Annotated in this window: 23 protein-coding genes and 1 tRNA gene; 20 read left to right on the top strand and 4 right to left on the bottom strand. The window is 74.8% G+C overall.

Annotation, left to right across the window (positions count from 1 at the left end; translation table 11 throughout):
- Positions 1–9: 9 nt before the first annotated feature.
- On the bottom strand, positions 10–2,769 hold the full coding sequence (gene adhE, locus E5225_RS12785; RefSeq protein WP_208012555.1) for a bifunctional acetaldehyde-CoA/alcohol dehydrogenase: 2,760 nt from the start codon (positions 2,767–2,769) through the stop codon (positions 10–12).
- Between the two features lie 224 nt (positions 2,770–2,993).
- On the opposite strand from adhE, the gene E5225_RS12780 reads away from it, so the two are divergent.
- From E5225_RS12780 to E5225_RS12770, 3 genes are all read left to right on the top strand, one after another.
- Entirely contained in the window at positions 2,994–4,019 is a 1,026-nt protein-coding gene (locus E5225_RS12780) for a serine hydrolase domain-containing protein (protein WP_243738264.1), read from the top strand.
- A gap of 224 nt (positions 4,020–4,243) precedes the next feature.
- Positions 4,244–5,833: an SPFH domain-containing protein gene (locus E5225_RS18135; protein ID WP_135973795.1), complete on the top strand. Its 1,590-nt coding sequence runs from the start codon at positions 4,244–4,246 to the stop codon at positions 5,831–5,833.
- Between the two features lie 97 nt (positions 5,834–5,930).
- Entirely contained in the window at positions 5,931–6,602 is a 672-nt protein-coding gene (locus E5225_RS12770) for a VOC family protein (protein WP_135973794.1), read from the top strand.
- 43 nt (positions 6,603–6,645) lie between these two features.
- Here E5225_RS12770 and E5225_RS12765 read toward each other — a convergent pair whose 3' ends face one another.
- A complete protein-coding gene (locus E5225_RS12765; RefSeq protein ID WP_243738263.1) occupies positions 6,646–7,908 on the bottom strand; it encodes an MFS transporter in 1,263 nt (420 codons plus the stop codon).
- Positions 7,909–8,024: 116 nt separating this feature from the next.
- Between E5225_RS12765 and E5225_RS12760 the strand changes: the two genes are divergently transcribed.
- A complete protein-coding gene (locus E5225_RS12760) occupies positions 8,025–8,972 on the top strand; it encodes a ribose-phosphate diphosphokinase (protein ID WP_135973793.1) in 948 nt (315 codons plus the stop codon).
- 90 nt (positions 8,973–9,062) lie between these two features.
- Here E5225_RS12760 and E5225_RS12755 read toward each other — a convergent pair.
- A tRNA-Arg gene (locus tag E5225_RS12755) sits at positions 9,063–9,138 on the bottom strand.
- A gap of 84 nt (positions 9,139–9,222) precedes the next feature.
- On the bottom strand, positions 9,223–9,876 hold the full coding sequence (locus E5225_RS12750) for a FadR/GntR family transcriptional regulator (RefSeq protein WP_135973792.1): 654 nt from the start codon (positions 9,874–9,876) through the stop codon (positions 9,223–9,225).
- A 220-nt stretch (positions 9,877–10,096) separates the two neighbouring features.
- Here E5225_RS12750 and argS point away from each other — a divergent pair, with 220 nt between their 5' ends.
- The 16 genes from argS to E5225_RS12670 all read left to right on the top strand — a co-directional run bounded on the left by argS (position 10,097) and on the right by E5225_RS12670 (position 26,878).
- Positions 10,097–11,776 (top strand): arginine--tRNA ligase, encoded by a 1,680-nt coding sequence (gene argS / locus E5225_RS12745; RefSeq protein WP_135973791.1) that lies wholly within the window; start codon positions 10,097–10,099, stop codon positions 11,774–11,776.
- On the top strand, positions 11,773–13,158 hold the full coding sequence (lysA, locus tag E5225_RS12740) for a diaminopimelate decarboxylase (RefSeq protein WP_135973790.1): 1,386 nt from the start codon (positions 11,773–11,775) through the stop codon (positions 13,156–13,158). Before argS ends, lysA begins: the two co-directional genes overlap by 4 nt.
- A 140-nt stretch (positions 13,159–13,298) precedes the next feature.
- Entirely contained in the window at positions 13,299–14,621 is a 1,323-nt protein-coding gene (locus E5225_RS12735; protein WP_135973789.1) for a homoserine dehydrogenase, read from the top strand.
- Between the two features lie 47 nt (positions 14,622–14,668).
- Positions 14,669–15,760, top strand: a complete 1,092-nt coding sequence (thrC, locus tag E5225_RS12730; RefSeq protein ID WP_135973788.1) for a threonine synthase — start codon at positions 14,669–14,671, stop codon at positions 15,758–15,760.
- 3 nt (positions 15,761–15,763) lie between these two features.
- Positions 15,764–16,759 carry a homoserine kinase gene (gene thrB, locus E5225_RS12725; RefSeq protein ID WP_136225451.1) on the top strand — a complete coding sequence of 332 codons (996 nt, stop codon included), beginning with the start codon at positions 15,764–15,766 and terminating at the stop codon, positions 16,757–16,759.
- Positions 16,760–17,110: 351 nt separating this feature from the next.
- Positions 17,111–19,267 (top strand): transcription termination factor Rho, encoded by a 2,157-nt coding sequence (gene rho, locus E5225_RS12720; RefSeq protein ID WP_136225449.1) that lies wholly within the window; start codon positions 17,111–17,113, stop codon positions 19,265–19,267.
- A gap of 194 nt (positions 19,268–19,461) precedes the next feature.
- The gene (gene rpmE / locus E5225_RS12715) at positions 19,462–19,677 is read left to right on the top strand and encodes a 50S ribosomal protein L31 (RefSeq protein ID WP_135974199.1); all 216 of its coding nucleotides are present in this window, start codon (positions 19,462–19,464) and stop codon (positions 19,675–19,677) included.
- 169 nt (positions 19,678–19,846) lie between these two features.
- Entirely contained in the window at positions 19,847–20,938 is a 1,092-nt protein-coding gene (prfA, locus tag E5225_RS12710; protein WP_135974198.1) for a peptide chain release factor 1, read from the top strand.
- The gene (gene prmC / locus E5225_RS12705; RefSeq protein ID WP_135974197.1) at positions 20,935–21,852 is read left to right on the top strand and encodes a peptide chain release factor N(5)-glutamine methyltransferase; all 918 of its coding nucleotides are present in this window, start codon (positions 20,935–20,937) and stop codon (positions 21,850–21,852) included. The genes prfA and prmC overlap by 4 nt, the downstream gene beginning before the upstream one ends.
- Entirely contained in the window at positions 21,849–22,622 is a 774-nt protein-coding gene (locus E5225_RS12700; protein WP_135974196.1) for an L-threonylcarbamoyladenylate synthase, read from the top strand. The genes prmC and E5225_RS12700 overlap by 4 nt, the downstream gene beginning before the upstream one ends.
- Positions 22,619–23,731 (top strand): glycosyltransferase family 4 protein, encoded by a 1,113-nt coding sequence (locus E5225_RS12695; protein WP_135974195.1) that lies wholly within the window; start codon positions 22,619–22,621, stop codon positions 23,729–23,731. Before E5225_RS12700 ends, E5225_RS12695 begins: the two co-directional genes overlap by 4 nt.
- Positions 23,728–24,207: a Cg1360 family ATP-synthase-associated protein gene (locus tag E5225_RS12690; RefSeq protein ID WP_243738320.1), complete on the top strand. Its 480-nt coding sequence runs from the start codon at positions 23,728–23,730 to the stop codon at positions 24,205–24,207. The genes E5225_RS12695 and E5225_RS12690 overlap by 4 nt, the downstream gene beginning before the upstream one ends.
- A gap of 161 nt (positions 24,208–24,368) precedes the next feature.
- On the top strand, positions 24,369–25,154 hold the full coding sequence (atpB, locus tag E5225_RS12685; protein WP_135974203.1) for a F0F1 ATP synthase subunit A: 786 nt from the start codon (positions 24,369–24,371) through the stop codon (positions 25,152–25,154).
- 103 nt (positions 25,155–25,257) lie between these two features.
- Complete coding sequence (gene atpE / locus E5225_RS12680; RefSeq protein ID WP_135974202.1) at positions 25,258–25,488, top strand: ATP synthase F0 subunit C; 231 nt, start codon at positions 25,258–25,260, stop codon at positions 25,486–25,488.
- Complete coding sequence (locus tag E5225_RS12675; RefSeq protein ID WP_135974194.1) at positions 25,485–26,066, top strand: F0F1 ATP synthase subunit B; 582 nt, start codon at positions 25,485–25,487, stop codon at positions 26,064–26,066. Before atpE ends, E5225_RS12675 begins: the two co-directional genes overlap by 4 nt.
- Complete coding sequence (locus E5225_RS12670) at positions 26,066–26,878, top strand: F0F1 ATP synthase subunit delta (RefSeq protein WP_135974193.1); 813 nt, start codon at positions 26,066–26,068, stop codon at positions 26,876–26,878. Before E5225_RS12675 ends, E5225_RS12670 begins: the two co-directional genes overlap by 1 nt.
- The last annotated feature ends 28 nt before the right edge of the window (positions 26,879–26,906 follow it).

Here is a 26,906-nt window from a genome sequence, read left to right as displayed (position 1 = left end):
GGGAGCCGGTCAGGCCTCCGCGCGCTCGCTGCGGCCCCGGACGTCCTCCAGCGACGTGCCGTAGTAGGCCGCGGTCATGAGGTCCTTCATGTCGCCGATCATCGGCATGCGGGGGTTGGCCGGGGCGCACTGGTCCTCGTAGGCACCCATGGCGACCTCGTCCAGCCGACGCAGGAACTCCTGCTCGTCGACGCCCTGCGCCTGGAACGACGCGGGGATGCCCACCTTCGCGCGCAGCGACTCGACGGCCCGGGCGTAGGACTCCACGCCCTCCTCGGGGGTGGCGGCCGGCAGGCCGAGCATCTGCGCGATCTGCTGGAACCGCTCCGGGGCGACGTAGCGCTCGTACTTCGGCCAGCTCGTGAGCTTGGTCGGGACCGTGCCGTTGTACCGGATCACGTGCGGCAGCAGGGTCGCGTTCGTCCGGCCGTGCACCAGGTGGTACGTCGAGCCGATCACGTGCGCCATCGCGTGCACGATGCCGAGGAACGCGTTGCCGAACGCCATGCCGGCGATGGTCCCGGCGTTGTGCATCTTCTCCCGCGCGTCCTTCGTCGCCGGGTCGGCCGGGTCGCCGTTCACCGACTGCGCGAGGTTGTCGAAGATGAGCCGGATCGCCTGCAGCGCCATGCCGTCGGTGAAGTCGTTGGCGTACACCGACACGAACGCCTCGGTGGCGTGCGTGAGCGCGTCGAAGCCGGAGTCGGCGGCCAGGCTGCGGGGCATCCGCGACGTCAGGATCGGGTCGATGATCGCCACGGTCGGCGTCAGCGCGTAGTCGGCCAGCGGGTACTTCTTGCCCGCGTCGGGGTCGGAGATGACCGCGAACGGCGTGACCTCCGCACCGGTGCCCGACGTCGTCGGGATGCAGACGAGCTTGGCGAGCTCGCCCAGCACCGGGAACTTGAACGCCCGCTTGCGGACGTCGAAGAACTTCTGCTTGAGGTCGGAGAAGACGATCTCGGGGTGCTCGTACAGCAGCCACATGACCTTCGCCGCGTCCATGGGCGACCCGCCGCCCAGCGCGATGATCGTGTCGGGCCGGAAGTGGCGCATCTGCGCGGCCCCGGCCTGCACGGTGCGCACCGACGGCTCGGGCTCGACCTGGTCGATGATCTGCAGCGCGACCCGGTTGCCCCGCCGGTTCAGCACGTCGATCACGCGGTCGACGAACCCGAGGGTCGTCATGGTCGAGTCGGTCACGATCGTGACGCGCTCGACGCCCGCCATGTCCGCGAGGTAGCGGATGGCGTTCGGCTCGAAGTACGTCTTGGCGGGGACCTTGAACCACTGCAGGTTGTTGTTGCGCCGGCCGACGCGCTTGATGTTCACGAGGTTGACCGCCGACACGTTGTTCGAGACGGAGTTGTGGCCGTAGGAGCCGCAGCCCAGCGTCAGGGACGGGATGAACGCGTTGTAGATGTCGCCGATCCCGCCGAGCGACGAGGGCGCGTTGCAGATGACGCGGACCGCCTTGACGCGCGTGCCGAACTCGACCGTCAGGTCGTCGTCCTGCGTGTGGATCGCGGCCGAGTGGCCGAGGCCGTCGAACTCCACCATCTGCTCGGCGAGGCTGATGCCGTGCTCCGTGCTGGTGGCGCGCAGCACCGCCAGGACCGGGCAGAGCTTCTCGCGCGTGAGCGGCTCGGCCGGTCCGACGCCGGAGACCTCGGCGAGGATGATCGACGTGTCGGACGGCACGGTGAAGCCGGCCTGCTCGGCGATCCACACGGGGCTCTTGCCGACCACGGCCGGGTTCAGCTTCGCGCCGCCGCAGTTCTCGCCGTCCGCCTCGACGCCGAAGACGAACCGCTCGAGCATGGCCTTCTCGGCGGGGTTCGTGCGGTACGCGTGCAGGCGGGCGAACTCGGCCATCGCGGCGTCGTAGATCTCGTCGTCCAGGATCGCCGCCTGCTCGGACGCGCAGATCACGCCGTTGTCGAACGCCTTGGACAGGACGATGTCGTTGACGGCCCGCCCGAGCTTCGCCGTCTTCTCGACGTACGCCGGGACGTTGCCCGCGCCGACGCCGAGCGCCGGCTTCCCGCACGAGTACGCGGCCTTCACCATCGCGTTGCCGCCGGTGGCGAGGATCGTCGCCACGCCCGGGTGGTTCATCAGCGCGCTCGTGGCGGTGAGGGACGGCGTCTCGACCCACTGGATGCAGTGCTCCGGCGCGCCGGCGGCGACGGCCGCGTCGCGCACCACGCGGGCCGCGGCGATCGAGCACCGCTGCGCGCTCGGGTGGAACGCGAAGACGATCGGGTTGCGCGTCTTGAGCGCGATGAGCGACTTGAAGATGGCGGTGGACGTCGGGTTGGTCACCGGCGTGATGCCCGCGATCACCCCGACCGGCTCGGCGATCTCCGTGATTCCGTTGAGCTCGTCGACGTTGATGACGCCGACCGTCCGCAGGTTCGCCATCGAGTTGGTCACGTGCTCGCACGCGAAGATGTTCTTGACGGCCTTGTCCTCGAAGACGCCGCGGCCGGTCTCCTCGACCGCCAGCTTCGCCAGCACGCCGTGCTGGTCGAGCGCGGCGACCGCGCCCTTCTTCACGAAGCGGTCGACGTCCTCCTGGGTCATGCGCTCGAACTCCGCGAGCGCCTTCGTCGCGTTGGCGACGAGCTGGTCGACGGCGGCGGCGACGCTCCCCTCGTCGGCCGCGCCCAGCGCGGTCCCGGGGGCTGCGGTCGCGACGGCCGGTGCGGTCGCGACGTCGGTGCCCCCGGCCGTCGCCGGGGTGTTCTTCCTGGTGGTCTGGGACACGAGGGTCCTCCCTGGTCGGTGGCGGGTGGCGGACGCTGGAGTCGTCCGTCGCTGTCTACGACGCTAGGAACGGGCGGTCCGGAATAGATGGGATGAAAGTCCTTTTCGTGTGACGGGCGTCTCCCCGCGGGGTCCTTCGGGTCACAGCCCGGGACCTGCGTCCCGGTCCGGCGGGCGCGACAAAGGCCGAGACGTGCGTGCGGCTGCGGCCTACCGTGGCCGTCGTGCCACCGCTGACCCCCGACGCCCTGCTGGACGCCGCGACCGACGCCGTCCGCTCCGGGACCGACACGTCCGACGGCGTCGGCGGCGTCGTCGCGCGGGTCGTGCGCGACGGCGAGGTGCTGCTCGACGCGGCGTGGGGCCTCGCGGACCGGCGGCACGGCCTGCCGATGACGCCCACGCACCGGTTCGCCACGGCGAGCGGGAGCAAGGGCCTCACCGCGCTCGCGGTCCTCTCGCTCGTCGCCGACGGCACGCTGACGCCCGGCACGACGGCGCGCTCGCTGCTCGGCGACGACCTGCCGCTCGTGGCCGACGACGTCACGGTCGAGCACCTGCTCGCGCACCGCTCGGGCGTCGGCGAGTACCTCGACGACGACGCCGACCTGGCGGAGTACCTCATGCCCGTGCCCGTGCACCGGCTGGTCTCGCCCGAGGACTACCTGCCGCTGCTCGAGGGCCACCCGGCCGGGTTCGCCGCGGGGGAGCGGTTCGCCTACAGCAACGCGGGGTTCGTCCTGCTGTCCCTGCTCGCGCAGCGGGCGTCGGGCGTGCCGTTCCACGCCCTCGTGCAGGAGCGCGTGCTCGACCCGGCGGGGATGACGTCCACCGGCTACCCCCGGTCGGACGCGCTGCCCGGCGACGCGGCCGTCGGCTACGTGCGGACCGACGACGGCTGGTTGACGAACGTGCACCACCTGCCTGTGGTGGGCGGCGGGGACGGTGGCGCGTACACGACGACCGCGGACATGGAGCGGTTCTGGCACGCGCTCCTGGGCGGGCGGATCGTGCCGGACGTGCTGGTGGCGCGGATGCGGGAGCCGCGTCCCACCGGCGACGACGAGTCCTACGGGCTCGGCGTGTGGCTGCTCGACGACGGGACGGTCGGGCTGGCGGGCCAGGACACCGGCGTGTCGTTCTCCTCGTGGTGCGACCCCCGCACGGCGACCACCCGGACGGTGGCGGGCACGACGGCCGACGCGGCGTGGCCCGTGGCGCGCGCCCTGCGCGAGGCGCTCGCCGGCTGACGGCCGCCGGGCGGTGGCCCCGGTGCGGCTCGGCCGCGGGAGTGGTTCCGCGTCGTCCGCGGCGGAACGGCTCCCGTCCCCCGGACGCGCCCCTCTAGGGTGCGGGGACCGCCACCGCCGCCCGGTCTCCCGCGCGTCGTGGCGCACGCCCCCGCGGTCGGGCCGCTGCCCGCACCGCACCACCCCTGGCCTCCGTCCGCGGAGGTCCTGGCACGAGGAGTCCCATGGAGGTCGTGAGCACGTTCGCGACCGTCGCGGCGGCGATCGTGGCCCTGGTCGTGCTCGCCGTCGTCGGCGCCGTGTACGCGAAGGTCCGCTTCAAGATCGCCACGCCCGACGAGGCGCTGATCATCACGGGCCGCAAGAGCGGCACGCCCGTCATCAACCCCGAGACCGGGGAGGAGACGACGGACCTGTCGGGTCAGCGCGTCGTCATCGGCGGCGGCACGTTCGTCAAGCCGATCTTCGAGCAGGTCGTGCGCCTGTCGCTGGCCTCCCAGAGCTTCTCCGTGGCCGCCGAGGACGCGACGACGAAGAGCGGTGTCGGCGTGACGCTGCGCAGCATCGCGGTCGTCAAGGTCGGCGGCACGGAGCGCATGGTGCGCGCCGCGGCGCAGCGGTTCGCCGGGCGCAGCCAGGAGCAGGTCATCGAGCAGCAGACGAGCGAGGTGCTCGTCGGCGTGCTGCGCACCATCGCCGGGACCCTGACCGTCGAGTCGATCCTGTACGAGCGGCAGGACTTCTCGAAGGAGGTCAAGGACATCGCGGTGCCGATGCTCGCCGAGCGCGGCCTGGTCCTGGAGAACTTCGAGATCCAGACCGTCGAGGACTCCGGCGACTACATCCGCAACCTCGGGCGCCCCCGTGCGGCCGCGGTGGCGCGCGACGCCGAGATCGCCGAGGCGCAGGCGCGGCAGGAGAGCACGCAGCGCTCCAACGAGGCGGCCGTGCAGATCGCCGAGTCCAACAAGGCGGTCGCGCTGCGCAACGCGCAGATCGCGCGGGAGACCGCCACGGCGCAGGCCGAGGCGGAGGCGGCCAAGGAGCGGGCCGAGGCCGAGGCCCAGCAGTCCGTCCTGGAGCAGCAGGAGCTGGTGGCGCAGGGGCGCGCGGCACTGCGCGAGCAGGAGCTGCAGACCGAGGTCCGCAAGCCCGCCGAGGCGCGCAAGTACGAGCAGGCCCAGGAGGCCGAGGCCCGCCGGTACGCCGCCGAGCAGGAGGCCGAGGCCGCCAGCACGTCGGCGATCCGGGCGGCGGAGGCCGAGGCGCAGCGCACGACCGCGCAGGCCGACGCGGAGGCGTCCGCGGCGCGGTCGCGCGCGGAGGCCGCGCTCGTCGAGCAGCAGCGCCGTGCCGAGGGTGCGCTCGCCATCGCGCGGGCCGAGGCCGACGGCACCCGCGCGCGCGGCGAGGCCGAGGCGGCCGCCGAGCAGGCGAAGGGCGAGGCGCGCGCCGCGGCGATCAAGGCCGAGGCCGACGCCTACCAGACGTTCCCGGAGTCGGCGCGTCTGCAGATGGTCCTCGACGCCCTCCCGAAGGTGGCGCAGCCGTACGCCGACGCGCTCGCGTCGATCGACGGCATCACGGTCATCGACAAGGGCGGGGCGTCGAACGTCACCGGGCACGTCGCGACCGGCGTGCAGGAGCTGGCGGTGCTGCTCAAGGCGCAGACCGGCATCGACCTCATGGAGCTCGTGCGCGGTCGCGGCGACGGGTGGCGTGCGGACGGGCGGGACGGGACCACGCGTCCGGCGCCGGCCGCCGTGGCCGCCGGCGACGCCGGCTCCGAGGGTGCGGACGCCAGCAGGGCCTGACGCCCGGCGCCCGGCGGCGGTCCCCGCCGCCGGGCGCCGTGCTGCGCGCCGTCGTGCGCGCCCGGCGGATGTCGGTGGTCGCTGGCAGGGTGCTGCCATGACCGCCGCCAGCGACGTCCTCCCGCACTCCGCCGTCACCGACGCCGTCGACGCCCGGCACTGGCGCGTGCTGCTGGGCACGCTGCGCGCCACCTACCGCACGCCCGACTGGGCCACCGGCGCCGCGTTCGTCGCGCGCGTCGCGCAGGCCGCCGACGCGGCCGGCCACCACCCCGACGTCCTGCTCCGCTACGGCCAGGTGACGGTGACGACGACGAGCCACGACGTCGGCGGTCTCACGTCGCGCGACGTCGACCTCGCCGCGACCGTCGCGGCGCTCGCGGACGAGCTCGGCCTCGTGCCCGCGGTGCCGGCCAGCGAGGTGCTCGAGGTCGCGATCGACGCGCTCGACATCCCCGCGGTCCGGCCGTTCTGGAAGGCGGTCCTCGCGTACCGCGACGTGCCCACCGACCCCGGCGCGCTCGTCGACCCCGCCGGCACCGGCCCGGCGGTGTGGTTCCAGCAGATGGACGCCCCGCGGCCGCAGCGCAACCGCATCCACCTCGACGTGACCGTCCCGCACGACCTCGCCGAGGAGCGCGTCGCCGCGGCGCTCGCCGCCGGCGGCCGGCTCGTCAGCGACCACGCGGTCCCCGCGTTCTGGGTGCTCGCGGACGCCGAGGGCAACGAGGCGTGCGTGTGCACGTGGCAGGCGCGGCCGACGGCCTGACGCGACCTGCGCCGGCCCTGCTGCCGCGGTCGACCCCGCTCGCTCACGCGCTGACGGTCTGCTCCCGGGGCAGGGCCGCCCGGGCTCGCCCGGACACCAGCACCGTCACCGCGAACGCGGCCGGCACGACGGCCGAGAGCAGCAACCCGGCGCGCAGGCCCGTGCCGCTGTCGTCGGGCAGGGCCGCCGCGAGACCGGCCAGCGGACCGTGCGTGAGGTCGGCGAGCACGCCGGCGGCGAGCGGCCCGACGGTGGCGCCGCCGTCGCCCGCGAGCGCGAGCACGGCGAACATCGCGGCGCCCCCGAGCGGGAAGCGCGCGGAGGTGAGCGAGAACGTGCCGGGCCACATCAGGGCCACGGCCAGCCCGCACAGCGCGCACGCCGCCAGGCTGAGGGCCGGCGCCGACGCGGTCGCGGCGACGACGTAGCAGGCGGCGGCCGCGACGCCCGACGCCGCGAGCAGCGGACGCAGCGGGAGGCGCTGTCCCCACAGCCCGTACGCGACGCGTCCGGCGCCCTGCAGGAACGCGAACATGCCCAGCCCCAGCAGGTCGCCGGCCTCCTTCGAGATGCCGGTGCCCTCCTCGGCGAAGAACGACGCCCACTGCGCGAGCGTCAGCTCCGCGGCGCCGCCGGTGGCCATGAGCACGAGCGCCGCGAGGAACAGCGGCGTGCCGAACAGCGACCGCAGGGACGTGCGGTGCTCGTCCGGGACGGTCGGCGGCAGGGGCACCCGCAGCAGCACGACCAGGTTGGCGAGCGGCACGAGCGCCCACAGCACGGGCAGCACGGGCCACAGCCGGGTGCCGACGACCGCCAGCAGGCCCGTGGTGACGACGACGACGCCGAGCTGTCCCCAGCAGTAGAACGAGTGCGCGAGCGCCATCCCCGCCGCCTTGGCCTCCTCCGGCTGCGGCAGGTGCTCCACGACCGGCGACACGAGGACCTCGAGCAGCCCGCCGCCCACGCCGTACACGACGACGGCGATGCACAGCCCGACGAACGGGGACGGGGTCACCAGCGGCAGCACGGCCAGCAGCACGAGCCCGACGGCGGCGAACGCGTGCGCCGCCACCAGGGGCCGCCGGTAGCCGATCCGGTCCACGACCCGCACCGCCGCCAGGTCGGTGAGCAGCTGCACGGCGAAGTTCAGGCCCGCGAGCGCACCCAGCTGCGCGACGGGGACGTCGAGCCGGGTGTGGAAGACGACGAAGAGCAGCGGGGCGAGGGTGTTGACCACGGCCTGCACGACGTAGCCGGCGTGGGCGGAGCGTCGGGTGGCGGTGTACGTCAGGGTCGTGGGCACGGGGGAGTCCTGGTGGTGCGGCGGCGGGATCCGCCACTCTCGCACGCCGCGCACGCGGACCCGGTCAGGACGTGCGGCGCGACGGTCGGCCGGGGCACTCCCCCTATGCTGACCGCGTGCGGGAGATCCGGGTGTTCGCTGGCACCGCCGGTCGCGACTTCGCCGCGGAGATGTGTGGCGAGCTCGGCGTGCCCCTCAGCTCGACCACCGTGTCCCGCTTCGCGAACGATTGCCTCCAGGTGCAGCTGCTGGACAACTGCCGCGAGCGGGACGTGTACCTCGTCCAGCCGGTCGTCTCCCCGGCCCAGGAGAGCCTCATGGAGCTCCTGCTGATGATCGACGCGGCGAAGGGCGCCTCGGCCCAGCGGATCACGGCCGTCATGCCGCACTACGCGTACGCGCGCTCGGACAAGAAGGACGCGGCGCGCGTGTCCGTCGGCGGCCGGCTCGTCGCGGACCTGCTGGTGACGGCGGGTGCGAACCGGGTGCTCACGATGACCCTGCACGCGCCCCAGGTGCAGGCGTTCTTCCGCGTCCCCACGGACCAGCTCAACGCCCTGCGCGAGCTCGCCGACCACTTCGCCGGTCGCGACCTCTCGCGCACGACCGTGCTGTCGCCCGACCTGGGCAACGCGAAGACGGCGACCGCCTTCGCGAAGATGCTCGGGACGCCGGTCGCCGCCGCGGCCAAGGAGCGCTCCGGGGGCGACCGGGTCGAGATCACCTCGATCATCGGCGACGTCGCCGGGCGCGACGTCATCGTCCTCGACGACGAGATCGCGAGCGGCAGCACGGTCGTCGCGGTCCTGGAGCTGCTCCGCCGCAGCGGCGCCCTGTCCGTCGTGGTCGCGTGCACGCACGGGATCTTCGCCGACGGCGCCGTGGACCGGATCGGCGGGTTCGCCGAGGTGCGCGAGATCGTCACGACGAACACCGTGCCGACGGCGGCGCGCCTGGCGCACCCGAAGCTCACGGTCCTGTCGGTCGCGCCGGCGTTCGCGGAGACCGTCCGCCGCATCCACAGCGGCGAGTCGGTGAGCGCCCTGTTCGCACCGCTCTCCTGACCCGAGCACGCAGAGCACGAGCACGCAGAGCACGAGTGCGCATACAACGAGAGCCCTGCCCCGCGTCGGTGGGGGCAGGGCTCTCGTGGCTGGTGCGCCCGAAAGGATTCGAACCTTCGACCTTCTGCTCCGGAGGCAGACGCTCTATCCGCTGAGCTACGGGCGCGCGGCGTGCGATCGGCGCAGGGCCGTCGACGCGATCCCCGACACTACCAGCAGGCCGGCGTGCGACGGCACCCGCGGTGCGGCGTCAGCGCTCCGGGATGAGTGCCGTCAGGTACCCCGACGTCTCGGCGACCGCGCGGGACTCGTCGCCGGCGACGATCGCCTCGACCAGGCCGTCGTGCGAGTCGTGCCCGTGCGCGTCGGTGACGAAGTTGAAGCGGATGTTCTCGCCGATGGCGTCCAGCAGGTTGTCGTACAGCGAGCGCAGCACCGGGTTCGCGGCGGTGCGCACGATGGTCCGGTGCAGCGCGAGGTCGGTGGCGACCATGCGCTCGAGGTCACCGGCGCGGTAGGCCTCGGCGCGGGCGTCGCGGTGCTGCAGCAGCTCACCGACGTCCGTGGCGGTGCGGCGCTGCGCGGCGAGGCGCGCGGCCTCCATCTCCAGCGCGCGGCGGACCTCGACGACGTCGCGCTGGCGGGCGTCGGCGATCTGCCGGCCCATCGTCACCGCCAGCTCGGACGCCGACAGGACGTAGGTGCCCGAGCCCTGCCGGCGCTCCAGCAGGCCGGCGTGGACGAGCGACTGCACGGCCTCGCGCACGGTGTTGCGGCCGACGCCGAGCAGCGTGACGAGAGCGGGCTCGGGCGGGATGCGCGAGCCGACGGGCCACTCGCCCGACGCGATGCGCGACCGGAGGGCGTCGACGGCGGTGTCGATGAGTCCGGTACGACGCGCCATCGTCGGCGGCCTCCTCGCGGGCTGGTCGGTGCGGTCAGGTCGCGCGCCGTGTGCGGGCAGGGTCTGACCGGCGCGTCGACGCGTGGTGTGCAGTCAACACGTCTCGGAACGATCCGACCAGACCCCCGTCCGGGGTGCCCGGCGGCGGCGTGCGCGGCGTCACCGTCCACGCGCGGCCATGGGCGGGAGCGGGTGCGGGCCCGCTCGGTACGATCCGAGGGTGACTCCCGACCAGCTCGCCGACGCCCTGCGCGCCGCCCTCGTGCACGCCGTCGACGACGGCACGTTCGCCCTCGACCCGGCCGCGGTGCCGGCCAAGGTGCACCTGGAGCGTCCGCGCCAGCGCGAGCACGGCGACTGGGCGACGAACGTGGCGCTGCAGCTGGCGAAGAAGGCCGGCACGAACCCGCGCGCGTTCGCCGAGGAGCTGGCCCGCCGGCTCGCCGACGTGCCCGGCATCGCCGCGGTCGAGATCGCCGGCCCCGGCTTCCTCAACATCCGCCTCGACACGGCCGCCGCGGGCGAGCTCGCGCGCTCGGTCGTGGAGCAGGGCGACGCGTACGGGCGCAACACCGCGTTCGAGGGCGTGAAGGTCAACCTCGAGTTCGTCTCGGCCAACCCGACGGGGCCCATCCACATCGGCGGCGTGCGCTGGGCGGCCGTCGGCGACAGCCTCGCGCGCGTCCTGCAGGCGTCCGGCGCCGAGGTCACCCGGGAGTACTACTTCAACGACCACGGTGCGCAGATCGACCGGTTCGCGCGCTCGCTGCTCGCGCGGGCCCGCGGCGAGGACGCCCCCGAGGACGGGTACGGCGGTCAGTACATCGCCGACATCGCGGACCGGATCGTCGCCGACGCGGCCGCCGCCGGCGAGCCCGACCCCCGCACGCTCGACGACGCGGCGGCGACCGAGGCGTTCCGCGTGCGCGGCGTCGACCTGATGTTCGAGGAGATCAAGGCGTCGCTGCGCGACTTCGGGGTCGAGTTCGACGTCTACTTCCACGAGGACTCGCTGCACGAGTCGGGGGCCGTCGAGCGCGCGGTCCAGCGGCTGCGCGACGCGGGCCACATGTACGAGGCGGACGGCGCCACGTGGCTGCGCACCACCGAGTTCGGCGACGACAAGGACCGCGTCGTCATCAAGTCCGACGGCGAGGCGGCGTACATCGCCGGCGACATCGCCTACTACCTCGACAAGCGCGAGCGCGGCTTCGACCGCGTCGTCATCATGCTGGGCTCGGACCACCACGGGTACGTCGGCCGGATGATGGCCGTGTGCGCGGCGTTCGGCGACACCCCGCACGTCAACCTCGAGCTCCTCATCGGCCAGATGGTGAACCTCGTCAAGGACGGCGAGCCGGTCCGCATGAGCAAGCGCGCGGGCACGGTCGTCACGATCGAGGACCTCGTCGACGCGGTCGGCGTGGACGCGGCGCGGTACTCGCTCGCGCGCTCGTCGAGCGACCAGCAGATCGACCTCGACCTCGACCTGCTCACGCGGGCCAGCAACGAGAACCCCGTCTACTACGTGCAGTACGCGCACGCGCGCACCGTCTCGGTCGCGCGCAACGCGGCCGAGGCGGGGGTGCGCCGCGAGGACGGCTTCGACGCCGCCCTGCTCGACCACGAGTCGGAGTCGGTGCTGCTCGGGCAGCTCGCGGAGCTGCCGCGCGTCGTCGCGCAGGCGGCGGAGCTGCGCGAGCCGCACCGCGTCGCGCGCTACCTCGAGGAGCTCGCCGGGGCGTACCACAAGTGGTACGACCAGCGCCGCGTCACGCCGTTCGGCGACGAGGAGGTCACGGACACGCACCGCACGCGCCTGTGGCTCAACGACGCCACGCGCCAGGTGCTCGCCAACGGCCTCGCGCTGCTCGGCGTGAGCGCGCCGGAGCGGATGTGACGACCCCGCTCGGGGCGCCCTGGTCCACCGGGGCGGCCCGCGGCGACGACGGCGCCCTGCGGGTCGCGGGCGTCGACGTGCACGCGCTCGCGGCCGAGCACGGCACGCCCGCGTACGTCCTCGACGAGGCCGACCTGCGGGCGCGGGCCCGCGCGTACCGGGAGGCGTTCGAGGCCGCGGCGGCCGAGATCGGCACGGGCGTCGACGTCTACTACGCCGGCAAGGCGTTCCTCTCGCGGGCGGTCGCCCGGTGGGTGCACGAGGAGGGCCTGCGGGTCGACACGGCCAGCGGGGGAGAGCTCGCGGTCGCGCTCGCGGCCGGCGTGCCCGGCGCGCACCTCGGGCTGCACGGCAACAACAAGTCGGACGGCGAGCTGCACGTGGCGCTCGACGCGGGTGTCGGCCGGGTCATCGTCGACTCGCTCGCCGAGGTGGAGCACCTGGCGGACCTGGTCGCGGCCCGCCGGGCGGACGGCCGGGACACCCCGCCCGCACCCGTGATGGTGCGCGTCACCACGGGCGTGCACGCCGGTGGGCACGAGTTCATCTCGACCGCGCACGAGGACCAGAAGTTCGGCCTGTCGCTGACGGCCGGGCCGGAGGGTGGCGACAGCCCCGCGGTCGCCGCGCTGCTGCGCGTGCTCGCGCGGCCCGAGTTGCACCTGCTCGGCATCCACTCGCACATCGGCTCGCAGATCCTCGACTCCTCGGGCTTCGCCGTCGCCGCGCAGAAGGTGCTCGCGCTGCGCGCGGACCTCGCGGCGCGCACGGGCGTGCTCGTCGAGGAGGTCGACCTCGGCGGCGGCTACGGCATCGCCTACCTGCCCGGCGACGTCCCGCTCGAGCCCGCGCGCATCGCGACCGAGGTCGCGCACGCCGTGGCGGAGGCCGCCGCGACGCTCGGCACCCCGCTGCCGCGCCTGTCGATCGAGCCCGGACGGGCGATCGTCGGACCGGCGGGCCTGACCCTCTACCGCGTGGGCACCGTGAAGCCCGTGCGCCTCGACGACGGGCGCGTGCGCACGTACGTGTCGGTCGACGGCGGCATGAGCGACAACATCCGTCCCGCCCTGTACGGCGCGGCGTACCACGCGGAGGTCGTCGGCCGGGAGCCGGACGCCGCGCCGGTGCTCGCGCGCGTCGTCGGCAAGCACTGCGAGAGCGGCGACATCGTCGTGCACGAGGTGCAGCTCCCCGCCGACGTGCGCGCCGGCGACCTGCTCGCCGTGCCGGCCACGGGTGCGTACGGGCGGTCGATGGCCTCCAACTACAACCTGCTCACGCGTCCGCCCGTCGTCGCCGTGCGCGACGGCGCGTCCCGCGTGCTCGTGCGGCGCGAGACCGTCGAGGACCTGCTCGCCCTCGACGTCGGCGCCGACTGAGCGCGCCCGCCGCCGGGACGCTCCACCGCCGCGCGGACACCGGGACGGCGCGCTGCGGCGCGCCCCTATCCTGAGGTCCGCCGGCCCCGGCCCTCCTGCGCGGGACGGCACCCCGTCCGCCCCACCGGAAGGCTGCTGACGTGCCGCACCCCTCGTCGTCCGCCCACCCGCCCCTGCGCGTCGCCGTCCTCGGCTGCGGCGTCGTCGGGACGGAGGTCGTGCGGCGCCTGGTCACCGAGGCGGACGAGCTCGCGGCCCGCGTGGGTGCACCGCTCGAGCTCGTCGGCGTGGCCGTGCGCGACGTGGACGCCGAGCGCGACCCGGTGGTCGACCGCGCGCTGCTGACCGGCGACGCCGACGCCCTCGTCGACAAGGCCGACGTCGTGGTCGAGCTCATCGGCGGAACCGAGCCCGCGCGCACGCTGCTGCTGCGGGCGATCGAGCACGGCGCCTCGGTGGTGACCGCCAACAAGGCGCTGCTCGCGCAGGACGGCCCGACGCTGTACGCCGCGGCGGACGCCGCGGGAGTCGACCTGTACTTCGAGGCCGCGGTCGCGGGCGCCATCCCGATCGTGCGGCCCGTGCGCGAGTCGCTCGCGGGCGACACCGTGCGGCGCGTGCTCGGCATCGTCAACGGCACCACGAACTACGTCCTCGACCGCATGGCCACCGACGGGCTCGACCTCGACGCCGCGGTCGCCGAGGCGCAGGCGCTCGGGTACGCCGAGGCCGACCCGACGGCCGACGTCGAGGGCTACGACGCCGCCGCGAAGGCGGCGATCCTCGCGTCCCTCGCGTTCCACACCCGCGTCTCGATCGACGACGTCGACCGCACGGGCATCACGGGCGTGACCGCCGACGACGTCGCGTGGGCGGCCCGCACCGGCCACGTCGTCAAGCTGCTCGCGATCGCCGAGCGGGGCGCGGACGGCGACGGCGTGCTGGTGCGCGTGCACCCGGCGCTGGTGCCGTCCGAGCACCCGCTCGCGGGCGTCCGCGGCGCGTTCAACGCCGTCTTCGTCGAGGCGGAGGCCGCCGGCGAGCTCATGTTCTACGGGCGCGGCGCGGGCGGCGCCCCGACGTCGTCCGCGGTGCTCGGCGACCTCGTGCAGGTCGCGCGGCACCGCGTGCTGGGGGGCAAGGGGCCGGTCGAGTCCTCGCACGCGGACCTGCGGGTGCTCGACCCGGGCGACGCGCGCACGCGCTGCCAGCTGCGGCTCGAGGTCGCCGACCGGCCGGGCGTGCTCGCGCGCGTCGCCACCGAGCTCGCCGCGCAGGACGTCTCCATCGAGGCCGTCCGCCAGACGCCCCCGACGGACCCGGCCACGCCCGGCGCCGACCGCGTCGCGACGCTCGTCATCACGACGCACACGGCGACGGAGCGGGCGCTGCGCGCCACCGTCGAGGCCGTCACGGGGCTCGACGTCGTGCACCGCGTCGTGTCCGTCCTGCCCGTGCTCTGACCCGTACCGACACCCCGCGACCGAGCGGCGAGAACCGAGGATCACCCATGGCCCACCAGTGGCGCGGCGTCATCGCCGAGTATGCCGACCGCCTGCCCGCCCACGTCCAGGAGCGCGTCGTCACGCTGGGCGAGGGCGGCACGCCGCTCGTGCCCGCCCCGGTGCTGTCGCAGCGCACGGGCGCGGACGTGTACCTCAAGGTCGAGGGGATGAACCCGACCGGGTCCTTCAAGGACCGCGGCATGACGACCGCGATGTCGGCCGCCGCGGGGCGGGGCGCGAAGGCCGTCGTGTGCGCGTCCACGGGGAACACGTCGGCGTCGGCGGCCGCGTACGCGACGCGGGCCGGCATGGTCTGCGCGGTGCTGGTCCCGGACGGCAAGATCGCGATGGGCAAGCTCTCGCAGGCCATCGCGCACGGCGCGCGCCTGCTGCAGGTGGACGGCAACTTCGACGCCTGCCTCGTCGCGGCGCGCAAGCTCGCCGAGGCCTACCCCGTCGAGCTCGTCAACTCGGTGAACCCGGACCGCATCCAGGGGCAGAAGACCGCGGCGTTCGAGGTCGTCGACGCCCTCGGCGACGCGCCCGACGTGCACGTCCTGCCGGTCGGCAACGCCGGCAACATCACGGCCTACTGGCGGGGCTACCGCGAGTACGCGGGCCTCGACGCGGGGGAGTCGCTGCCCGCCGTGGCCACGCGGACGCCGGCCATGTGGGGCTTCCAGGCCGCCGGCGCCGCGCCGATCGTGGCCGGGTACCCGATCGACGAGCCCGAGACCATCGCGACCGCGATCCGCATCGGCAACCCCGCCTCGTGGCAGCAGGCCGAGGAGGCGCGCGACACCTCGGGCGGCGTCATCGCGGCCGTCACGGACCAGCAGATCCTCGCCGCGCACCGCGTGCTGTCCGCCGAGGAGGGCGTGTTCGTGGAGCCCGCGTCGGCCGCCGGCGTCGCGGGCCTGCTCGCGCGCGCCGAGGCGGGGCAGGTCCCGGCCGGTGCGCGCATCGTCGTCACGGTGACCGGCCACGGGCTGAAGGACCCGCAGTGGGCGCTGCGGACGGCCGACGGCGACGAGGTCGTCCCCGTGCGCGTCACCGCGGACGTCGTCTCGATCGCCGACGCCCTCGGCCTGGGCTGAGCCGTGCGGCTGCGCGCGGCGCACGTGCGGGTGCGCGTCCCTGCCACCTCCGCCAACCTCGGGCCCGGCTTCGACGCGCTGGGGCTGGCGCTCGGCCTGCACGACGACCTCGAGGTGCGCGCCCTCGGCTCCGCGGGCGTGCGCGTCGACGTCGAGGGCGAGGGAGCGGGGGAGGTGCCCACCGACGAGCAGCACCTGGTCGTGCGGGCCCTGCGTGCGGCGCTCGACCACGTCGGCGCGCCGCAGACCGGCCTGCACCTCGTCTGCCGCAACCGGATCCCGCACGGGCGCGGCCTCGGCTCGTCCGCGGCCGCCGTCGTCGCGGGTGTGCTCGCGGCGCGCGGGCTCGTCGGCGACCCCGACGTGCTCGGCGACGACGACGCCCTCGCGCTCGCGACGGAGCTCGAGGGCCACCCCGACAACGCCGCGCCGGCGCTGCTCGGGGGGTTCACCCTCGCGTGGGCGGGGGAGCGGGACGGTGGCGTGCGCGCCGTGCGCCTGCCCGTGCACCCGGACGTGGTCCCCGTGGCGGTCGTGCCGCAGCAGCACCTCTCGACGCGTGCCGCGCGCGGCGTGCTGCCCGCGCACGTTCCGCACGCCGACGCCGCGTGGCAGGCCGCTCGCGCCGGGCTGCTGGTCGAGGCGCTGGGCCGGCGGCCCGACCTGCTGCTCGACGCGACGGGCGACCGCCTGCACCAGGGCTACCGCCGGTCCGTCATGCCCGAGTCGCTCGCCCTCGTCGACGCGCTGCGGGCGCGCGGCGTGGCCGCGGTCGTGTCCGGCGCCGGCCCGACCGTGCTGGCGCTCGCCCGGCGGGCCGCGGCGGCGGACGGGACGGCCGGGAGCGCGGCGGGCGGCCGCGCGGGCGAGCCCGACGGCCCCGCGACCGACGCGGACGCGGCGGTCGCCGACGCGTTCGGCGGCGTGATGGCCGGGTGGCGCGTCCTGCGCCTGCCGGTCGACGCGGACGGGGCCACGGTCCGCACGCTCCTCGACTGACGCCAACGCCGCTCCGGGGCGGGTGCCCCGGTGGTAGCATCGACGAGTTCCCCGGACCTCGTCCTCCGGCCCCCTGTGCATCGACCGCTCCGGATCGACTGCGGAACCCGGACCTCCGGAACCCCGACCCCACGGATCAGCCGCCCTCGCGGGCGCCCGACGGTCGCCGGACGTCACCGCGATCCCGCCGCCACTGCCACAGAGTCGACGACGAGGGGAACGCCCCGCCACGCGTGAGCAGACGCCGTCGTACGCGGCGCGCGTGGCAGCACCGCTCCGACCGCAGCCGGTCGGACGCAGACCCCCGACCGGGAGGACCGGAGGGGCCCCGCCGAGGGGGAAGGATCCTTCGTGACAGACACCATCGACGCCGCGGCGACCACGGCCGGCGGCTCGGGCACGGGCAGCATCTCCGCGATGCGCCTGCCCGAGCTCCAGGCGCTCGCCTCCCAGCTCGGCGTCAAGGGCACCAGCAAGATGCGCAAGGGCGACCTCGTCCAGGCGATCTCCGCCGCCCGCTCGGGCGACCGCCCCGCCGAGCGCCCGCAGGCCCTCGAGTCGCGCGCGAGCACGCGCCGCGCCGAGGCCGTCGTCGAGGCGCCGGCCGCCGAGCGCCCCGCCGAGACGGGCGACGGTGCCGACCGCGCGCCGCGGCGCGTGCGCGCCACCCGCGCCGACCGGGCGCGCGGCGAGCAGGCCGAGCAGGTGCAGCGCGCCGAGCAGGCCGACCGCCCGCAGATCGACCGCCCGCAGACCGACCGCCCGCAGGGCGAGCAGCGCTCCGAGGAGCGCCCCACGCGCGACGTCCTCGCAGGCCTCGAGGCCGCGCTCGACGCCCGCCTGGCCCCGGCCGGCGACGAGCGCGACGACCGTGCCGCGCGTGCCGCCGACGCCGTCGGCGTCGTGACCGGTGAGCGCCGCTCGCGCCGCGCGGGCCGCAGCGCGGGTGCGCCCGTCGAGGCCGCGCCCCGCGAGGAGCAGGGCGACGGCCGCCGGGGCGACCGGCCCCAGCAGGGTCGCGACGCCCAGCAGGCGGCGCAGCCCGAGCGCGCCGACCGGCCGGCCCGCGACGACCGCCAGGCCCGGGACGACCGGCAGGCCCGTGACGACCGCCAGGCCCGTGACGACCGTCAGACGCGCGACGACCGCCAGGCCCGCGACGACCGCCAGGTGCGCGACGACCGCCAGGCCCAGGACGACGACGAGCGCGGCGGCCGCCGCCGCCGGTCGCGGGACCGCTACCGCGACCGGGACCGCAAGCGCGGCCGCGGCCGTGGCCCGGGCGAGCTGCCCGGTCCCGACGACGTCGAGCTCAACGAGGACGACGTCCTGCTGCCCGTCGCGGGCGTGCTCGACGTCCTCGACTCCTACGCCTTCGTCCGCACGTCCGGCTACCTGCCGGGCCCGGGCGACGTCTACGTCTCGCTGAACCAGGTCAAGAAGCACGCGCTGCGCCGCGGCGACGCCATCACGGGCGCCGTCCGCCAGCCGGGCGAGGGCGACCCGCAGCCGCAGGGCAACCGCCCGAGCAAGTTCAACGCGCTCGTGCGCCTGGACACGGTCAACGGCGCCGACCCCGAGCTCGCCGCCCAGCGGCCCGAGTTCTCCAAGCTGACGCCGCTGTACCCGCAGGAGCGGCTGCGTCTCGAGACCGAGCCGGGCCGCCTGACGCCGCGGGTCATCGACATCGTCGCCCCGATCGGCAAGGGGCAGCGTGGTCTCATCGTCGCGCCGCCCAAGGCGGGCAAGACGATCGTCATGCAGCAGATCGCGAACGCGATCACCGCGAACAACCCCGAGGTCCACCTCATGGTCGTGCTCGTCGACGAGCGCCCCGAGGAGGTCACGGACATGGAGCGGACGGTCAAGGGCGAGGTCATCGCCTCGACGTTCGACCGCCCCGCGTCGGACCACACGATCGTCGCCGAGCTCGCGATCGAGCGCGCCAAGCGCCTGGTCGAGCTGGGTCAGGACGTCGTCGTGCTGCTCGACTCGCTGACCCGCCTGTCGCGCGCGTACAACCTGGCGGCGCCGGCGTCGGGCCGGATCCTCTCCGGCGGCGTGGACGCCTCGGCGCTCTACCCGCCGAAGCGGTTCTTCGGCGCGGCGCGCAACATCGAGAACGGCGGCTCGCTGACGATCCTCGCCTCCGCGCTGGTGGAGACGGGCTCGAAGATGGACGAGGTCATCTTCGAGGAGTTCAAGGGCACCGGGAACATGGAGCTGCGCCTGTCGCGCGGCCTCGCCGACAAGCGCATCTTCCCCGCGGTGGACGTCAACGCGTCCGGCACCCGCCGCGAGGAGGTGCTCATGAGCCACGACGAGCTGAAGATCATCTACAAGCTCCGCCGCGTGCTCGGCGCGCTCGACCAGCAGCAGGCCATCGAGCTCCTGCTCGGCAAGCTGCGCGAGACGAAGTCGAACGTCGAGTTCTTGCTGCAGGTGCAGAAGACCACGCCGGGGCACAACGGTCCCGCGCTCGAGGAGGGCGTCGGCAAGGTCGTCTGACCCCGCTGTCGCACGTCGCCGACGCCCCGCACCCCCCGAGGTGCGGGGCCGTCGCCGTCGCGGGGCCGAGAGGGCTCGGCGAGGGAAGTTTTCGGGGCCCCGCCATGTTCTGGCACAATGGTCCGCTGGTCTGCGGTTCACCGGCGCGGCAAGCGCGTCCGGACCCGGAGACACCCCCCGCGAGGAGAAGAACCGTGAAGTCTGGTATCCACCCGGAGTACGTGCTCACCGAGGTCACCTGCACCTGCGGCAACACGTTCACCACCAAGTCGACCGTCACCGACGGCAAGATCCACGCCGACGTCTGCAGCGCCTGCCACCCGTTCTACACGGGCAAGCAGAAGATCCTCGACACCGGCGGCCGCGTCGCCCGCTTCGAGGCCCGCTACGGCAAGAAGTCCGGCAAGTAGCTCTTCCGCCCAGCGCCGGTGCACGGCGCGGACGACGGCCCTCCATGGTCGTGTCCGCCGCCCGTGCACCGGCGCTGCGTCGTTCCGGGCGCCCGCCGGCGTACCGGGGACGACCCCGTCCGTGACGGCACACGTCGCGTCCGACCCCTCAGCAGGAGACCCGCCACCCGTGACCCACGACGGCACCCCGCCGGCCCTCGTCCCGCTCCTGGCGGAGCACGCCGACATCGAGGCGCAGCTCGCCGACCCGTCGGTGCACACCGACGCCGGCCGCGCCCGCCGGCTCGGCCGCCGGTACGCGGAGCTGGGACCCGTGGTGCAGGCGTACCGGGAGTGGCGCGCGGCCACCGACGACGCAGGCGCCGCCGCCGAGCTGGCCGTCGACGACGCGGCCTTCGCCGCCGAGCTCCCGGCCCTGCGTGCCGCCGCGGACGCGGCGACCGACCGGCTGCGACGCGTGCTCGTCCCACGCGACCCCGACGACGGGCGGGACGTCATCCTCGAGATCAAGGCGGGGGAGGGCGGCGAGGAGTCCGCGCTGTTCGCGGGCGACCTGCTGCGCATGTACACGCGCTACGCCGAGCGGCAGGGCTGGGCCGTGCAGGTCCTCGAGGCGACCGAGTCCGACCTCGGCGGCTACAAGGACGTGCAGGTCGCGGTGAAGGCACGGTCGGCGGGCGCCCCGGAGGACGGCGTGTGGGCGCACCTGAAGTACGAGGGCGGTGTGCACCGGGTGCAGCGCGTCCCGGTGACGGAGTCGCAGGGCCGGATCCACACGTCGGCGGCGGGCGTCATGGTCTTCCCCGAGGCCGACGACGAGGGTGACGTCGCGATCGACGCGAACGACCTGCGGATCGACGTCTACCGGTCGTCGGGCCCCGGGGGGCAGTCGGTCAACACGACCGACTCGGCGGTGCGGATCACGCACCTGCCGACCGGCATCGTGGTCTCGATGCAGAACGAGAAGTCGCAGCTGCAGAACCGCGAGCAGGCGATGCGCGTGCTGCGGGCGCGGCTGCTGGCGGCGCGTCAGGAGGAGGCGGCGGCCGCGGCCAGCGAGGCGCGCCGCTCGCAGGTGCGCACGGTGGACCGCTCGGAGCGCATCCGGACGTACAACTACCCCGAGAACCGGATCGCCGACCACCGCACGGGCTACAAGGCGTACAACCTCGACCAGGTGCTCGACGGCGACCTCGGTCCCGTCGTGGCGTCGGCCGTGGCGGCGGACGAGGCGGCCCGGCTGGCGGCGGCGGGCGCATGAGCGCCGGTGCTGCGGCCGCCGTGACGCTGCGGGCCTACGTCGACGGGGCCACGCGCGTGCTCGCCGAGGCGGGCGTCGGATCCCCGCGGCACGACGCGACCGCCCTGGCCGCGTACGCCCTCGGGCTCCCGCGCGTGGAGCTCGTGCTCCCGCCGCCGCTCCCCGAGGGCTTCGCCGCCCGGTACGCGGCCCTCGTCGAGCGGCGCCGCTCGCGCGAGCCGCTGCAGCACATCACCGGGCACACGGCGTTCCGGCACCTCACGCTGCGGGTCGAGCCCGGCGTGTTCGTGCCGCGGCCGGAGACCGAGACGGTCGCGCAGCTCGCGATCGACGAGGCCCGGCGCCTGCTGGCGGCCGGCGGCGCACCCGTCGTCGTGGACCTGTGCACCGGCACCGGGGCCATCGCGCTGTCCGTCGCCACGGAGGTGCCGGGCGCACGCGTCGTCGCGGTCGACCTCTCGCCCGAGGCCGTGGGGCTGACCCGGCACAACGCGCGAGCCGTCGGCGCCGACGGCGTGCGGGTCGTGCAGGGCGACGTGCGCGACCCGGACCTGCTCGCCGACCTCGCCGGCATGGTCGACGTCGTCGTGTCCAACCCGCCGTACATCCCGCCCGACGCCGTGCCGACCGACCCCGAGGTGCGCGACCACGACCCCGACCTCGCGCTGTACGGCGGCGGTGCCGACGGCCTCGACGTGCCGCGCGCCGTGGTGGCCGCGGCCGGCCGGCTGCTGGCCGCGGGCGGCCTGCTCGTCATGGAGCACGCCGAGGTGCAGGACGCCCCGGCGCGGGAGGTCGCGCTCGCCACGGGCGTGTTCACGCAGGTCGCCACCGCACCGGACCTGACGGGCCGGCCGCGCACGCTCGTCGCCCGGCGAGTCGCCCGCGGGGGCGTGGGAGACTCGCCCGCGTGAGCCTCATCCGGATCAAGGACGCGACCGACCCGGGCACCTGGGGGCCCGCGCTCGACGAGGCCGTCAACGTGATCGGCCGCGGCCAGCTCGTCGTCCTGCCGACGGACACGGTCTACGGCATCGCGGCCGACGCGTTCGACCCCCGCGCCGTGCAGGCCCTGCTCGACGCGAAGGGCCGCGGCCGGCAGATGCCCCCGCCCGTGCTCATCCCGGACGTGCGCACGCTCGACGGCCTCGCCACGGAGGTGCCCGACGGCGTGCGCGCCCTCGCCGACGCGTTCTGGCCGGGTGGCTTGACGATCATCCTGCGCGCGCAGCCGTCGCTGGCGTGGGACCTGGGCGAGACGCACGGCACCGTCGCACTGCGGGTACCGGACCACCGGGTCGCGCTCGCCCTGCTGCGCCGCACGGGTCCGCTCGCGGTCTCGAGCGCCAACCGGACGGGCCGCCCGGCGGCGACGACGGCGCAGGAGGCGTACCGGCAGCTGGGCGCGCACGTGCCGGTCGTGCTCGACGGCGGCGAGGCCCCGGGCGGCGTCGCCTCGACCATCGTCGACGCCACGGGCGACGTGCTGCGCGTCGTGCGCCTCGGCGCGATCGACCTCGCCGCGCTCGCCGCGGTGGCGCCCGTCATGGCGCCCCCGCCACCGGCCGCCCCGACCGGCACGGCGCCCGCCCCGTCTGATCACGCGCCCGCCCCGGCCGACCAGGCGCCCGCGCCGCCCGCCGACGGAGCCGCCGCCGACACCCCGGAGGCCCCGGCCCGGTGAGGGTGTACCTGCTGGTCCTGCTGATCGCGGCGGTCGTCACCTACCTGCTGACGCCGCTCGCGCGGTGGTGCGCCCTGCGCTGGGGCGCGATCACCGCGGTGCGCGACCGGGACGTGCACGCGATCCCGACGCCGCGACTCGGCGGCATGGCGATGTTCGGCGGGCTGCTGGTCGCGTTCCTCATGGCGAGCCGGCTGCCGTTCCTCTCCGGGCTGTTCGACAACCCCCGCCCGATCCTCGGCATCGTCGGTGGCGCCGCGCTGGTCTGCGCGCTCGGGGTCGCGGACGACATCTGGGACCTCGACTGGCTGACCAAGCTGATGGGGCAGGTGCTGGCCGCGGGCTTCCTGGCGTGGCAGGGCGTGCTGCTCTACCAGCTGCCCATCGCGGGGGTCCTCGTCGGCTCCCCGCGCACGTGGGTGTTCATCACCGTCGTGTCGGTGGTCGTCGCCATGAACGCCGTGAACTTCGTCGACGGGCTCGACGGGCTGGCCGCGGGCGTGCTGGCCATCGGGGGAGCGGCGTTCTTCCTCTACGCGTACCTGCTGACGCGCGGGACGAGCCAGGGCGACTACGCGAGCCTCGCGACGCTGGTGCTCGCCGTGCTGGTCGGCATCTGCGTGGGCTTCCTGCCGCACAACGCGTACCCCGCGCGCATCTTCATGGGCGACTCCGGCTCGATGCTCCTCGGGTTCGTCATGGCGGCCGCCGCCATCGTCGTGACGGGCCAGATCGACCCCCTCGCCGTCTCCGACCGCGTCTCGTTCCCCGCGTTCGTCCCGATCGTGCTCCCGCTGGCCGTGCTCGTGCTGCCGCTGCTCGACATGTCGCTCGCCATCCTGCGCCGGGTCGTCCAGGGCAAGAGCCCGTTCCACCCCGACCGCCTGCACCTGCACCACCGGCTGCTCGCCCTCGGGCACAGCCACCGCCGCGCGGTCGCGATCATGTACGTGTGGACCGGCGTCCTCGCGTTCGGCGTCGCGGCGCTCGCGGTCTGGTCCACGGCGACGGTCGTCGTCGTGACCGGCGTCGGCGTCGTCGTCGCCGCCCTGCTCACCCTCGGCCCGCTGCGCGGGCGCACCCCGACCCCCGTGGAGGCTTCACCGTGACGACCGACCCGACCGGACCCGTCGAGCCGGCCGACCGACCCGCCGCCCCCGCGCGGCCGCAGGACGCCACGCGCGCCGTGTTCCGCCGCGCGCTGCGCGACACCCTCGTCCTCCTCGCCGTGCTCGCCGTCCTCGGCGTCGGCGTCGGGGCGCTGGTCGCGGGCATGCCAGGCGTGTGGGGGGCGCTGATCGCGGTGGGCCTCGCGCTCGTCTTCTCGGGCACCACCGTGGTCGCGATGCTGCGCACGCTCGACGCGTCGCCGAACACCATGGCGGCCGTGGTGATGGGCACGTGGCTCGCGAAGGTGCTCGTCGTGATCGTGGTGCTGGCACTCGTGCGCGACATGGACTTCTACTCGCGCGGCGTGCTCGCCGGCGTGCTGGCGCTCGGTGTCATCGGGTCCGCGGTGCTCGACTTCCGGGCGGTCAACGGCGGCCGCGTCCCGTACGTCGAACCGGGCGCGACGACGCGCTGACGCGTCACCCGCGCAGGCACGACGGGGCGTCCTGAAGCGCGCGGGCGATGAGTTAGGCTTCACCCCATCCACGACGGCCAGGTGCTACCGGTGTGCCCGCGACGAGGCGGCACCGCGCATCACGACCACAGGAGACCGCCCTGTTCAGCATCGCGACGACCGTGCCGCTCGCCGCGGAAGAGGGCGGGTTCCACGCCCCCACCATCGCGGACTTCTTCCCGGCGCCGATCCTCTTCGAGGGCACCTTCGCCGAGTTCAACCGCATGCAGCTCGTCCGTGTCCTCGCGGCGCTCGTGCTCGTGGTGGTCATGGTCGTCGCCGCGCGCCGCGCGAAGCTGGTGCCGAGCCGCGGCCAGAACGTCGCCGAGCTCCTCCTGGACTTCGTCCGGGTCAACGTGGCCGAGGACATCATCGGCAAGGACAAGGGCCACAAGTACGTCGCCCTCCTGACGACGATCTTCTTCGCGATCCTCGCGTTCAACATCACCGGCATCGTCCCGGGCCTGAACATCGCGGGCTCCGCGCTGATCGGCCTGCCGATCATGCTGGCCCTGTGGGTGTACGTCATGTACATCGGCGCCGGCATCCGGCACCACGGGCTCGGCGGGTACCTGAAGACCAGCCTGTTCCCCCCGGGCGTCCCGCCGTTCCTCTACGTCCTGCTGACGCCGGTGGAGTTCCTCACCGTCTTCATCCTCCGGCCGGCCACGCTGGCCATCCGGCTCATGGCGAACATGGTCGCGGGGCACCTGATGCTGGTGCTCTGCTTCTCCGCCACGGACTTCTTCGTCCGCTCGATGTCGGGCATGACCGTCTTCGCGGTCCCCAGCCTGCTCGGCGGGTTCGCCATCACGCTGTTCGAGGTCTTCGTCGCCGCCCTCCAGGCGTACATCTTCGTGGTCCTCACCGCCGTCTACATCAGCCTGTCCATCGCGGACGAGCACTGACCCCACCGACCACCGCCGGGCTCGCGCCGGGCGGTCCTACGAGCCCCCGGCCGACCGGCCGGGGACCCAACGGAAGGAACGAGCCACCGTGGCAGACACCAGCATGATCCTCGCCGCCGCCGACGCCGTCTCCGGCAACATCGCGACCGTCGGCTACGGCCTCGCGGTGCTCGGCCCGGGCATCGGCCTGGGCATCCTCATCGGCAAGACCGTCGAGGGCATGGCGCGCCAGCCCGAGGTCGCCGGCCAGCTGCGCACCACCATGTTCATCGGCATCGGCTTCGTCGAGGTCCTCGGCCTCCTCGGCCTCATCACCGGCTTCCTCTTCCAGTGAGCACGGCCGCGTTCGCGGCCGTCGTGACGGCCGCCGAGGGAGAGGCGCCCGCGGGGATCCAGCTGCTGCTGCCCGCCGGGTACGACATCTTCTGGTCGATCGTCGTCCTCGTCGGCATCGCCGTGCCGTTCTACCGGTACGTGCTGCCGAAGTTCCAGGCCGTCCTGGACGAGCGCACCCGTCGCATCGAGGGCGGTATCGCCCTGGCCGAGACCGCGCAGGCCGAGGCGGCCGCCGCGCTGGCGGAGAACCAGCAGCTGCTGGCCGACGCCCGCGCCGAGGCCGCACGCATCCGCGAGGAGGCGCGTGCCGAGGGCGGGCAGATCAAGGCCGAGGCCCGCGCGCAGGCGCAGGCGGAGGCCGCCCGCGTCGTCGAGAACGCGCAGCGCCAGATCGAGGCAGAGCGTCAGCAGGCGTCCGTCTCGCTGCGCGCCGACGTCGGCGCCCTGGCGACGCAGCTCGCGTCGAAGATCGTCGGCGAGTCGCTCGAGGACGAGGCACGTCGCTCGCGCGTCGTGGACCGGTTCCTCGACGACCTCGAGTCGAGCACGGCGACGAGCGCAGGCAAGGGGAGCTGATGCGCGGGACGAGCAGCGCCTCGCTGCAGGCGGTCGAGGACCGGTTCGAGCCGGTCCTGCGGGCCGCCGGCACGCAGGCCCGCACCCTCGGCGACGAGCTCTTCCAGCTCGTCGACGCGCTGGACGCGTCGGGGTCGCTGCGCCGCACGCTGGCCGACCCGTCGCTCGCCCCGGATGCCAAGGCGGATCTCGCGGCCCGGCTGCTGGCCCGCGCCGACGCCCGGACGGTCGAGGTCGTGCAGGCGCTCGTCCGGTCCCGCTGGTCGGCCGACGCCGACCTGGCGGACGCCGCCGAGCGCCTGGCGTTCCGCGCGGTGCTGCACTCCGCCGAGGCGGAGGGCCTGCTCGGGACGGTCGAGGAGGAGCTGTTCATCGTCGTGCGGGCCCTCGCGGGTCAGCGCGAGGTGCGCCGCAGCCTGCTCGACCCGGCCTACCCCGCGCAGGCGCGCGGCACGCTGGCCGAGGGCCTGCTCGGCGGCGCCGGCACCGCCGTGACGCACGCGATCGTGCGCCGCGCGGCGGTGGCGCCCCGCGGCCGGCAGTTCGTGACCACGCTGCAGCACGTCGGCGACCTGCTCGCCGAGATGCGCAACCGGCAGGTCGCGACGGTGCTCACCGCAGCGCCGCTGTCCGCCGGTCAGCGCGAGCGCCTGACCGACCTCGTGGGACGCGCCCTGGGCCGTGCGGTCCAGCTCAACGTCGTGGTCGACCCGCACGTCGTCGGGGGCCTGCGCGTGCAGGCCGGGGCCGACGTCATCGACGCGACCGTCCTCGCCCGACTCGCCGACGCCCGCCGGCAGCTGGCCGGCTGACATCCACGCCGGAGCACCGGCCCACGAC

The organism is Cellulomonas shaoxiangyii (genome assembly GCF_004798685.1).
GTDB classification, from domain to species: domain Bacteria; phylum Actinomycetota; class Actinomycetes; order Actinomycetales; family Cellulomonadaceae; genus Cellulomonas; species Cellulomonas shaoxiangyii.
This window is presented reverse-complemented; position numbering and strand designations above follow the sequence as displayed.